Here is a 12,446-nt window from a genome sequence, read left to right on the forward strand (position 1 = left end):
TCAGCGCCGGCGCCCGCGCCGGCACCCGGGAAGGCAAACAGCGCCGCCGTCGCCGCCCCGACCGCCGCCAGGGCCTCCCTGCTCTCCACACTCAAGGCCGAGATATCCATGAACCAAGTACATCAAGGACCTACGACACTCTTCACGCACCAGGCATTGCCGGACAGCGCCGGGCAATGGCTGAGCCGATCGAGCGTCCCGTTCGAGCCCGGCTCGTTCCTACGACAGCGCTGACGTCTCGGGGTCTGCGGGGGCGCCACTCTCCCCCACGATCACGGCCAGCACACCCAGACCGGCATGGGCCGCCAGCACGGCCGGCAGCGCGCTGATCTGGACGGGCGGAGAGCCGGGGACCGATTCCGTCAGCTCGGCGGCGAGCTGCTCTGCCTCGGCCGGATTACCGAAATGGTGGACGGCCAGCCTTGCCTGCCCCTCGGGCCGGGCGGCGGCGTCGGCCACCGCGATCTCCAGGAGCCGCGCGATGGCCTTCGGCGCCGACCGCACTTTCTCCACCGGGACGACCTTGCCATCCTCCAACGCGAGGATGGGCTTGATCGAAAACATGGTCCCCCAAAGCGAGGCTGCCGCGCCGATACGTCCGCCGCGCCGCAACTGTTCGAGGCTCGGCACGTAAAAGTACACCCTGGTACGGGACAGCTGTTGTTCAGTGGACTCGCGCACTTCCGCCGCGGTCCTGCCGTCCGCCGCGGCGACCACGGCGCTCTGGACCGCCATCCCCTGCGCCATGCCGACCGTCCGCGAGTCCAGGACCTCCACGGGGATGCTGACGCGCGTGGCAGCGAGCCGGGCCGAATCCGCAGTCCCGGACAGTTCGCCGGAAATGTGGACCGATACGACAGCCTCGAAACCACGGCGCTGGGCCGCCAGATAGGCTTGCTCGAATTGCCCGGGCGAAGGACGGGAGGTCTTGACCGGCTTGCCGCTGGCCAGGGCCACGGCGATCGTGTCGGCGATGTCGTCCTCGCCTTCGCCGTAGATTTCCGTTCCCACCATCACTGGCATCGGCACCACAGTCAGCCGACCGTCGGCGCAGAAGGCACGGACCCAATCCGCCGGCAGTGCTGCGGCTGAATCTGTGACGATGGCTGTGCGTACGGCGGGGGCAACTTCGGGCCGGCGGGCCTGACGGAGCGGGATAAGGCGCTCCTTCAGCCACAGCCACCCCGCGGGGTCGCGGTGGGGCACGAAGCACCTCCTGGTCTTTGCTCTTGCTGTCGGGAAGCTGTGCTGTCGGGACACGGTCTGTTGGCCGGCCGCCGGATCACACCGGCGGCCGGCCCGGCCCGGCTAGGCCGGGACGATGTTGACCAGTTTAGGCGCCCGGACGATCACCGTGCGGATCCCACGGCCGTCAAGGGCCCGCTGGACGTTTTCGGAGGCCAGCGCCAGTTCCCGCAGTTCGTCCTCGCCGATTCCCGGGGAGACTTCCAGGCGGTCCCGCACCTTGCCCTGGACCTGGACCACGGCGGTCACCGTGTCCTGGACCAGGAGCGCCTCGTCGTGGGCCGGCCAGCCGGCAGTGGCGACGGACGCGGGGTGCCCCAGCACGTTCCAGAGATCCTCGGCCGTATACGGCGCGAAGAGGCTGAGGATGACCGCGACGGTCTCGACGGCCTCCCGGACGGCCGGATCGGCACCGCCCGCCCCGCCGGCTGCATCTATGCTCTTGCGGGTCGCGTTCACCAGCTCCATCAGCTTGGCCACGACCACATTGAACTTGTTGGAGTCCAGCAGCGCTTCCGCGTCGGCGATGGTGCGGTGCGTGACCGTGCGCAGGGCCCGGTCGCCGGCGGCGAAGTCGACGCCGGGCTCGCTCGTGACGTCCTGTCCCAGCCGCCAGGCACGGGCCAGGAACTTCGCCGAGCCCGACGGCGAAACGTCCGCCCAGTCGACGTCGTCCTCCGGCGGGGAGGCGAAGATCATGGTCAGCCGGACGGCGTCGACGCCGTACTTGTCCAGCTGTTCGCCCAGGTCCACACCGTTGCCGAGGGACTTGCTCATGGCCTTGCCGCCGTTGAGCACCTGCCCCTGGTTCAGCAGCGCGCTGAACGGTTCGTCGGCGTCGATCATGCCCAGGTCGTGGATGACCTTGGTGAAGAACCGGGCGTAGAGCAGGTGCAGGATGGCGTGTTCAACGCCGCCCACATACTGGCCGACCGGCATCCAGTCGTTGATCTTCTGCGGATCGAACGGGCCCTCGGTGTACTGCGGGGAGACGAAGCGCAGGAAATACCAGGACGAGTCCACGAAGGTGTCCATGGTGTCCGTGTCGCGCTTGGCCGGGCCGCTGCAGCTGGGGCACTCGACGTTAACCCAGCTGTCGACGGCGGCCAGCGGTGACGTCCCCTTCGGGGACAGGTCCTCGCCGCGCAGGTCGGCCGGCAGCGTGACGGGCAGCTGATCGTCCGGGACCGGCACTTCCCCGCAGGCGGGGCAGTGGATGATCGGGATCGGAGTGCCCCAGAAGCGCTGCCGGCTGAGCAGCCAGTCGCGCAGCCGGAAGTTCACGAACTTCCCGCCCGTGCCCTGCTGCTCCAGGATTCCGATGGCGGCCGGGATGGCTTCCGCCTTGGGCAGTCCGTCCAGGGCGCCGGAGTTGATCAGGGTTCCCTCGCCGGAAGTGGCGGTGCCGCTGACCGCGGGATCTTCCTCGCCCGCGTCCAGCACGGCCCGGACCGGCAGGTCGAAGGTCCGGGCGAAGTCGAGGTCACGCTGGTCGTGCGCCGGGACGGCCATGATTGCGCCGGTGCCGTAGTCGGCCAGCACGTAGTCGGCCGCCCAGACCGGAAGCTTCTCGCCGTTCAGCGGGTTGATCGCGTAGCGGCCGGTGAAGACGCCGGTCTTCTCCCGCTCGGTGGACTGGCGTTCGATTTCGGAGAGCGCCTTGACCTGTTCGCGGTACGCGTCCAGGGCCGCCGCGTGCTCGTCCGTGACCAGTTCGACGGCGATCGGCGCGTCCGCGGCGACCACGAAGAACGTCGCGCCATACAGGGTGTCGGGGCGGGTGGTGAACACCGTGACGTCCTTGGCGGGTTTGCCGCCGTCGGCCTCGATCACGAAGGTGACGTGCGCGCCCTCGGACCGTCCGATCCAGTTCTTCTGCATGGCCAGGACGCGTTCGGGCCAGTGGCCGCGCAGTTCGTCCATGTCATCGAGCAGCCGGTCGGCGTAGTCGGTGATCTTGAAGTACCACTGGTTCAGCGACTTCTTGGTGACCGGGGTGCCGCAGCGCTCACATGCACCGTTGACGACCTGTTCGTTGGCCAGCACCGTCTGGTCCTTGGGGCACCAGTTGACCGGGGAATTCTTGCGGTAGGCCAGCCCGCGCTCGTGGAAGCGCTTGAAGAGCCACTGCGTCCAGCGGTAGTACTCCGGGTCGGAGGTGTGGATCCGGCGGGACCAGTCCGCGGAGATGGCGTAGCGCTTGAACGATGCCGCCTGGGTGTCGATGTTGGCGTAGGTCCACTCGCTGGGGTGGGCATTGCGCTTGATGGCCGCGTTTTCGGCCGGAAGCCCGAACGAATCCCAGCCGATCGGGTGCAGCACGTCAAAGCCTTTTTGGCGCAGGTAACGCGCGACGACGTCGCCCATCGCGAACGCTTCGGCGTGGCCCATGTGCAGGTCACCGGAGGGGTACGGGAACATGTCCAGCACGTACCGACGCTCCCTGGACCCGTCGTCGACGGGCGTGAAGACCTTGAGGTCTTCCCAGACCTGCGGCCACTTCGCTTCGATGGACGCGAAGCTGTAGGTCCCCTCTTCAGGGGCTTCGGCTGCGACTGTTGGTGTTCCGGTCTCTGTCTCCGGCTGAACGCTCACTGCTGGCCTCTTCTGTTCTGTCAAGCCTTATGTTCCGTCAAGTCTTGTTCCGTCAAATCCTGTACCGCCAAATACCCCGGGCGGAGGCTAATCAGCGGCCCCGCCCGTTCCCCGCCGTCCGCCCAAAGGGTCCAGACACACAAAAGCCCCTCGACACGGAGGGGCGGCCGCTCGGCAATCCGAGATCTCGTCGGGATGCCGGGCGGCTAGCTAAGCGGAAGGATCGCACGCATAGGACCACTTTAGCGCCTTTGGCCGCGCAGCGGGTGGAGCATGGCCCGCCCCTCGATGGTCGGCGGCCCGGTTGGAAGCTGGCGGGGAGAAAAGGCGGAGAATCCGGCGGGTCCTGGCCGGACCCAAATTGTTATAAACCTAAAACGGAGAAACAGCAGTACCTACTAATAATGAAATCTGCCGCGACGACAAGTGCAAAAAATGAACAGGCGAGTAGTTTGCAGAAATAAGCAGGTAGCAGTTCTTGGCATCCGAGGGTCCCAAAGGAGCCATCCACGTAATCCCTGGACTCCCGTTGAATGCGCAGCACTGCATCCTTCTGACTCCTCCAAACGCCCGTGTTTACCGGTACTCCGGCGACCTTGCCAACGCCCTCGAATAGGAACACTATTCTCCCAAGATCTCTGGGGGGGATTCACCAATCTTGGGTTGAGGAGCCTGCCATGTATCCCTTCGACGTTTCAGTCCCGCGCAAATTAATTCTCCCAACGGGGCGCATCGACGCTACCGGCAGCCACCAGAAAACGGCCTAGCCATGTTTGGCTGGATAACCCGGTACAGTTTGCACTTCCGCATCCTCGTTCTCGCCCTCGCCGCCGGACTTATTGCCTTCGGCGTTGTGAACGTCCCCCGCATCGCAGTGGATACCCTGCCCGAGTTCGCACCGGCGCAGGTTGAGATCCAGACCGAGGCGCTGGGCCTTTCGGCAGTTGAGGTGGAACAGCTCATTACGTCCCCGATGGAAGCGGACCTCCTCAACGGGGTGGCCTGGCTGGACGAGATCCGCTCCAAGTCCGTCCCGGGGCTGTCATCGATCGAACTCGTCTTCGAACCGGGCACGGATCTGTTGCGGGCACGCCAGCTCGTCGCGGAACGAATGACCCAGGCCGTGGCGCTGCCAAACGTGTCCGCGCCGCCGCTGATCATGCAGCCCGTCTCCTCCACGAGCCGGGTGCTGATGGTCAAGATGAACTCCAAACAGCTCTCCGGCATCGAGATGTCGGTCCTGGCCCGTTGGAAAATCAAACCACGGCTGATCGGCATTCCGGGCGTAGCGAACGTTTCCATTTGGGGCCAGCGCGAGCAGCAACTCCAGGTTGAGGTCACCCCCACGCAACTGCGGGACAAGGGAATCACGCTCGAACAGGTCATCAAGACCACCGGCAACGCGGTGTGGGTATCGCCGCTGAGTTTCCTCGAAGCGTCCACACCGGGCACCGGCGGTTTCGTCGAGTCTCCCAGCCAGCGCCTCGGCATCCAGCACGTCCTCCCGATCCGGACTCCGGCCGACCTGGCCAAGGTCAGCGTGGAGGATTCGACGCCGGCGATGTCGTTGGGCGATATAGCCCAGGTCAGGGAAGACCATCAGCCCCTCATCGGCGACGCCGTCGTCGGACAGGACGCCGGGCTCATGCTGGTCATCGAGAAGTTCCCCGGGACCAGTGCACTGCAGGTCACCGAGGAAATTGAGGCCGCACTGAAGGACATGGAACCCGGCCTGACCGGAGTCCAGCTGGACACCACCGTGTTCCGCCCGGCGACCGCCGTTCAGGATTCCGTGAGCGGCCTGGGCCTGGCACTGTTGCTCAGCTTGCTGATCGCGGTCGGGCTTTTCTGGCTGATTTTCCGATCGTGGCGCGTGGCCGTGATTGCGCTCGCGGCCATTGCGACCACAGTTGTGACGGCCGCCGTGGTCCTTTACGCGCAAAACGCCACGCTCAACGTCACAGTCCTGGTCGGCCTGGTCCTGGCCATGTCAGTGATCGTGGGCGACATTGTGGAGGACGTCCAGGCCCAGCGGCGCAGGCCGCTGGTGACCGAAGCCACGGAAACCGAAGCCACGCTGAGGTCCAGGATCGTAGCTGTCGTCCGGGGAGTCCGGACCCCGTTGTTCCAGGCCACGCTGATCATGGTGGTGGCACTCATTCCGACGCTGTTCGTGACCGGGATCGGCGGCTCGTTCTTCACGCCGCTGTTCTGGTCCTTGGTGCTGGCCCTCTCGGCCGGCCTGCTCGTCGGCCTCTCTGTCACCCCGGTGCTGGCGCAGCTCCTGTTGCCTAAGGAGACTGCGACCCCGGGGGACTCTCCCGCCGCCGGCCGGGCGCGCGCGAACTACGACCGCGCCCTCTCTGGCGCGCGTTCCCGCCGCAACCTCACGCTGGTCGCAGTTGCTGTCGTAGGAGCGCTCGGACTGGCCGCCGGATCCCAGTTGATCGGCAACCGGCCGGTCGTGCCGACCTTGCCGGACAGGACCCTGCTGGTCCAGTGGGACTCCATGGCCGGCACGTCCAACGACGAGGTGCGCCGGGTCGCGTCCAAGGCCTCTGATGAACTGAAGGCGCTGCCTGGCGTTTCAGGAGTCGGCGGCCACATCGGCCGCGCCATCACCTCCGACCAGGTTGTAGGAAGCAGTGCCGCCGAGCTGTGGGTATCCATTGCCACGGACGCCGACTTCGGAGCGACGGAGCAGGCGGTCCGCGACGTGGTCCAGGGCTACCCCGGCATCGCGCATAACGTTGTGAACTATTCCGAGCAGAAGATCGGCGACATGCACAGCACCCTGGAGCCCGGCTTCGCGGTCCGCGTCTATGGCACCGAGATGCCGGTCCTGCGGGAGAAAGCCGAAGAAGTCCGGAAAGCCCTCGAGAACATCAATGGCGTCAAGAACCCGACAATCAACGCCGTTCCAATGACTCCGATCGTGGAGGTCGAGGTCAATCTCGAGGCTGCCCAGAAGTTCGGCATCAAGCCCGGTGATGCCAGGCGAGCAGCAGCGACCCTGATGCAGGGGATCGTCGTGGGCAACCTTTTCGAACAGCAGAAGGTCTTCGAAGTGGTCGTGCGCGGCGCGGTTGACGTCAGGGATGACCTGACCAGCATCCGTGAACTGCTCTTGGATACTCCCACGGGCGGACATGTCCAGCTCGGCGAGATCGCCACGGTCCGGATGGTCCCCAACGAGGTCGTTGTGATGCACGATGACACCTCCCGGCGGATTGATGTCCAGGCCGATGTCAGCGGACGTCCGCTGGCCGACGTTCAGCGGGATATTGCAGCTGCCATCAAGCAGATCCAGTTTCCCCTGGAATACCACGCGGAGATCCCGGCCAAGTATGCCCAGTTGCAGGCTGCCGACGCCCTCGTCCTTTGGCTTGCAGTCGCCGCCCTCCTCGGGGTGTTCCTGCTGCTCCAGACGGCGGTGCGGAGCTGGAAGCTGGCCCTCGCCATCTTCCTGTCCCTTCCGGCGGCTCTCTCCGGGGCGGCCGTGGCCGCCTGGATCGGTACTGCGGCGATGTCCTGGATTGCCATGACTGCCTTCGCCGCTGTCCTCGCGATTGCCGCCCGCAACGCAACGTTGCTCTCGGCCCGTGCCGACGAGCTGTGGCGTTCCCAGCCGCAGTTGTCCCGCGCCAAGGCCGTCATGACGGCAGCCAGGGACCGGGTATCGCCGGTCCTGAAGTCTGCCCTGGTGACCGTGCTCGTGCTGGTTGCGCCCGCACTGATTGGCGGTGTCGGCCGTGCGGTGATCGCGCCCATGCTCGTCATCATCGGCGGCGGCATCGTGACCACAACGCTCGTGGCGCTTTTCGTGTTCCCTCTGCTCGTCCTGTGGTTCGGTCCCCGCACCGCCCCGGAAGAGTGGTCGGAAGTTTACGAGGGAGAAGTGCCTGTTCAACCCGTTATGCAGGAAAAGGTGGAAGCAAAATGACCAGCAATAAGACCCAACGGCGCCTGCCCCTGGCGGCAACTGTCTGTGCAGCCGTTCTCTTCACCCTTCCGGCCTGCGCCCAGTCCGCCGCGGTGACCCCCGCAACGGCCGGCGAAGCCCCCGCCAAAGTGGAGAAGAACGCCACGACCGGCATCGCGAAGCTGACGCTGACCGAACACGGCCTGGCCCGCATCGATCTGAAGACAGAACCTGCTGCGGCAGGTGCCGGAACCGACGTGCTGCTCCCGTACGCCTCGCTGTTGTACGACGCCAGCGGCAAGACCTGGGTCTACACCAACCCGGCATCCCGGGTCTTCGAACGCCGGGCCGTCACCGTCAGCAAGGTCGAAGCCGGCGTGGTCACCGCCAGCGACGGCCCCGCGGTGGGGACTCCCGTTGTGACGGTCGGCGCCGTCGAACTGTTTGGCACCGAGTTCAACACAGGGAAGTGACATGCGCCGGATCGTCGCAGCCAGCCTGAGGTTCAGATCGATCATCATCGCGATGGCGGCGGCGTTGATGATCGTGGGCGGCGCGCAACTCAGCAGTGCCTCGGTGGACGTGTTCCCCGAGTTCGCGCCACCGAAGGTCGAGGTCCAGACAGCCTGCCTGGGACTTACCGCCGCCGAGGTCGAAGAACTGGTGTCGGTACCCATGGAGGAGGCGTTCAACGGCATCGCCGGCCTGGACCACATGAGGTCAAAGTCGGTGCCCCAGCTCTCGTCGATTGTGATGGAATTCGAGAACGGCACGGATCTGCTCACCGCCCGGCAACTGGTTTCCGAGCGCATGGCGACGGTCATCCCGACCCTGCCCACCTGGGCCGCCCCGCCGCTGATGCTGCAGCCGCTGTCCTCCACCAGCCGCGTCATGAAAATCGGACTGTCCTCGGATACCCGGTCGCTCATTGAAATGTCCATGATTTCCTACTGGAACATCAGGGCCCATCTGCTGCGCGTTCCGGGGGTGGCCAATGTCGCCATCTGGGGCGAACGCCTCCAGATGCTGCAGGTGCAGGTGGATCCGGCCAAGCTGGCAGCCAACAACGTCACTTTGGAAAACGTGATGAGCTCAACGTCCGATGCCTTGGACGCGGGCCTGCTGCACTACTCCCCCGGCGCCCTCATCGGAACGGGCGGTTCGGTCGACACACCCAACCAGTCGATTGGCATCCGGCACGTCCAGGCCATCAAGTCTCCGGAAGAACTGGCGAAGGTCGCGGTGGAGGATCGTGAGGGCCAGGCCCCGCTGCGGCTGTCCGACGTCGCCAACGTGGTGGAGGACCACCAGCAGCTGATCGGCGACGCGGTGATCAATGGCGGTCCCGGGCTCATGCTGATTGTGGAAAAGCTCCCCTGGGGCAACACCCTCGAAGTGACGCGCGGGGTGGAAGAGGCGCTGAAGCAGCTCGAACCCGGCCTCACCGGGATTGCCGTGGACACCACGATATTCCGGCCGGCGACCTTCATCGAGGAATCCCTCGGCAACCTGGGCGTGGCCCTTCTGCTGGGCTGCCTGCTGGTCATCCTGGTGCTGAGTGTCTTCCTCTTCCAGTGGCGGACGGCGCTGGTCAGCGTCATGGCCATACCCTTGTCGCTGACGGCCGCGGCCCTGGTGCTTTATTGGACCGGAGGCACGATTAATACGATGGTGCTTGCGGGGCTGGTGATTGCCGTCGGGGTGGTGGTGGACGATGCCATCATCGACGTCGAAAACATCGTCCGGCGGCTCCGGCACCACCGCGCCAGCGGCGGGACCGGGAGCACCGCCAGGGTCGTGGTGAACGCCTCGCTCGAGGTCCGCGGACCGATTGTGTATGCCACCCTGATCATAGTCGCCGCGACGGTACCGATCTTCTTCCTGGACGGGCTGACCGGGGCGTTCTTCCGCCCGCTGGCCACCGCCTACACCCTCGCGGTGATGGCGTCCATGGTGGTTGCGCTCACCGTCACGCCGGCGATGGCGTACATCTTCCTCCGGAACGCCACGCTGGAGGACGTGGATCCACCCGTGGTGAGGGTGCTCAAGCGCTGGTACGGCCAGCTACTCCGGCCCATGGTCCGCAGGCCTGCCCCGGGGTATCTTGCCCTTGGGGCCCTGGGCGTCATTGGCCTCGTGGCGGCACCGCTGCTGGGGCAATCACTGCTCCCGTCCTTCAAGGAACGTGACTTCCTGATGCACTGGCTCACCCAGCCCGGCACGTCCAACGCAGAGGAAGTCCGGGTCAGCCAGCTGGCCTGCAAGGAACTCATGACCATCCCGGGGGTGAACAACTGCGGATCCCACATTGGCCAGGCGTTCAACGCCGACGAGGTGGTGGGCGTCTACTTTGGAGAGAACTGGATCAGCGTTGACCCCGCGGTGGACTACGACGAGACCCTCGCCGCCGTGCAGGAGGTCGTGAGCGGCTACCCCGGAATCGTCCGGGACGTCCAGACCTACCTCAAGGAGCGCATCCGGGAGGTCCTGACGGGCACAGGCTACGCCGTCGTCGTGCGCATCTATGGCGACGACCTGGCGACGCTGCGCCAGGAGGCCGACAAGATCAAAGGCATTCTGGGCGGCATCGACGGGGCCATCGGCGCAAAGGTCGCCCTCCAGACCAACATCCCGCAGATCAACGTGGAAGTGAATCTGGACGCCGCCAACCGCTACGGGCTCAAGCCCGGCGACGTGCGGCGTGCCGCGGCCACCCTGGTCGCCGGCGAGGAAGTCGGCGACGTCTACCGGGACGGCAAGGCCTACGACGTCCAGGTGTGGAGCGCGCCGGAGACCCGGACCAGCGTCACCAGCATCGAGAACCTCCCGCTCGACACCCCTTCCGGGGAAAGGATCCGGATGGCTGACGTAGCCTCAATTTCGGTCAAACCCACCCCCAATGTCATCGAGCGGTCGGAGGGATCCCGGCGCATTGATGTCAGCGCCAACGTCAAGGAAGGCGATCTTGCCAAGGTTGTGGAGAAGCTGAAGTCCGACATGGAGTCGGTCCAGTTCCCGGTCGGCTACGAGGCGGTTGTGCTCGGCGAATACGCCGAACGCCAGGCCGCCTCACAGCGCCTGCTGCTCTACTCGGCGGGCGCGGTCATCGTGGTCTTCCTCCTGCTCCAGGCGGCATTCCGGAGCTGGCGGCTGGCCATTCTGGCCCTCCTGACGCTGCCGGTCGCGCTGGTGGGGGGTGTGATTGCGGCCCACCTTAGCGGCGGCATCCTGTCGCTGGGATCCCTCGTCGGCTTCCTGACGCTGATGGGTATCGCCGCCCGCAATGGCATCCTGCTGATCAACCACTGCCAGCATCTGGAACAGTTCGAGGGCGAGACGTTCGGACCTGAGCTGGTGCTGCGCGGGGCTTCCGAAAGGCTCTCCCCGATCCTGATGACCACCCTCGCCACCGCTTTGGCACTGGTGCCGCTGGTGGTGATGGGGAACATCCCCGGCCATGAGATTGAACATCCCATGGCGGTGGTGATTCTGGGCGGCCTCGTCACGTCGACGCTGGTCAACCTGTTCATCGTTCCCTCGCTGTACCTGCGGTTCGCCAAGAAGGGCCCCAAGCGTGAGCGCCGGCCCAACCAGCCCCAGCCGGCGCCTGCCGTCTAGCCATCCACCACCCAAGAGAGAAGCCTGTGACATGCCTTTAGGAGGACAACGCTTCACCGCATACGGTTCGGCACTGCTGCTGGTGCTGGCCACGCTGACGGTCACGACGGCGGCCACCGCCACCGCCGCACCGGGTCCAAGGGAGCTCTGCGGACCGGGCTCGAAGATCGACTTCGATCCCTGGGAATTCCCTGCCTCGCCGCGGATCAACAACAAGTGGTTTCCGCTGAAGCCAGGGATGCAGTACACCACCGACGGCACGGTCACCTCGCCGGAAGGAACCAGCGCGCACAAGGTTGTCCATACCGTCACCGGCCTGACCAAGGTCATCGACGGGGTGAACACCCTGGTGATGTGGGACCGGGACTACTCCGACGGCGAGCTGGCTGAATCCGAGCTGGCGTTCTTCGCCCAGTCGGAGGATAACGACGTCTGGCTCTTCGGTGAGTATCCGGAGGAGTATGAAAACGGAAAGTTCGTGGGTGCGCCCAGCACGTTTATGAGCGGGATCGCCAGGGCACAGGCCGGAATCGCCATGCAGGCCCATCCGTGGACCGGCACACCAGCGTATGTCCAGGCGTATGCCCCCAAGGTTGATTTCCTCGACTGCGGCAACGTGATCGAAACGAACAAGCGCGTCTGCGTCCCGACCGGATGCTACGACGATGTGCTGGTGATCGACGAATACAACCCGCTCGAACCGCCCGACGCCGGCCACCAGCAGAAGTTCTACTCCGCCGGCACCGGTCTCGTGCAGGTCACCGCAGTGGGCGGCGACCAGCAGGAGACCATGGACCTCGTGAAAATCCGTAAGCTCAGCGATGCGCAGCTCAAGAAGGTCAACGAGCAGGCCCTGGAGCTGGACAGCCGGGCCTACACGGTCAGCAAGGATGTTTACGCCAAGACGCCGCCCGCCGTCGAGGTAGCTCCCCGGCGAGGGGACTGACCCGGGATCTTCACCGGCGAAGAACAGGGAGAGCTTCGGCCAGGCTTGCTGGCCGGGGCTCTTCCCTTGTCTTGGGGCCTTCTTTTCCCTCTTTTTCCCCCCCATTCCCTGGTTTTTTTG

Annotated in this window: 6 protein-coding genes; 4 read left to right on the forward strand and 2 right to left on the reverse strand. The window is 65.5% G+C overall.

Going from position 1 to position 12,446, the window contains the following annotated elements:
* Window positions 1-219 precede the first annotated feature (219 nt).
* Window positions 220-1,206: a DegV family protein gene (locus tag AC50YM_RS20255; RefSeq protein WP_494958725.1), complete on the reverse strand. Its 987-nt coding sequence runs from the start codon at window positions 1,204-1,206 to the stop codon at window positions 220-222.
* Between the two features lie 102 nt (window positions 1,207-1,308).
* The gene (leuS, locus tag AC50YM_RS20260) at window positions 1,309-3,840 is read right to left on the reverse strand and encodes a leucine--tRNA ligase (RefSeq protein WP_494958726.1); all 2,532 of its coding nucleotides are present in this window, start codon (window positions 3,838-3,840) and stop codon (window positions 1,309-1,311) included.
* 769 nt (window positions 3,841-4,609) lie between these two features.
* On the opposite strand from leuS, the gene AC50YM_RS20265 reads away from it, so the two are divergent.
* Genes AC50YM_RS20265 through AC50YM_RS20280 form a run of 4 tightly spaced genes read left to right on the forward strand, consistent with a single transcriptional unit; the run spans window position 4,610 to window position 12,326 of the window.
* Window positions 4,610-7,783: an efflux RND transporter permease subunit gene (locus AC50YM_RS20265; RefSeq protein WP_494958727.1), complete on the forward strand. Its 3,174-nt coding sequence runs from the start codon at window positions 4,610-4,612 to the stop codon at window positions 7,781-7,783.
* Window positions 7,780-8,235 (forward strand): hypothetical protein, encoded by a 456-nt coding sequence (locus AC50YM_RS20270; RefSeq protein WP_494958728.1) that lies wholly within the window; start codon window positions 7,780-7,782, stop codon window positions 8,233-8,235. The genes AC50YM_RS20265 and AC50YM_RS20270 overlap by 4 nt, the downstream gene beginning before the upstream one ends.
* 1 nt (window position 8,236) lies before the next feature.
* Window positions 8,237-11,380: an efflux RND transporter permease subunit gene (locus AC50YM_RS20275; protein WP_494958729.1), complete on the forward strand. Its 3,144-nt coding sequence runs from the start codon at window positions 8,237-8,239 to the stop codon at window positions 11,378-11,380.
* Between the two features lie 31 nt (window positions 11,381-11,411).
* Window positions 11,412-12,326 carry a hypothetical protein gene (locus tag AC50YM_RS20280; protein WP_494958730.1) on the forward strand — a complete coding sequence of 305 codons (915 nt, stop codon included), beginning with the start codon at window positions 11,412-11,414 and terminating at the stop codon, window positions 12,324-12,326.
* The last annotated feature ends 120 nt before the right edge of the window (window positions 12,327-12,446 follow it).

Source organism: Pseudarthrobacter sp. RHLT1-30-1 (genome assembly GCF_059383415.1).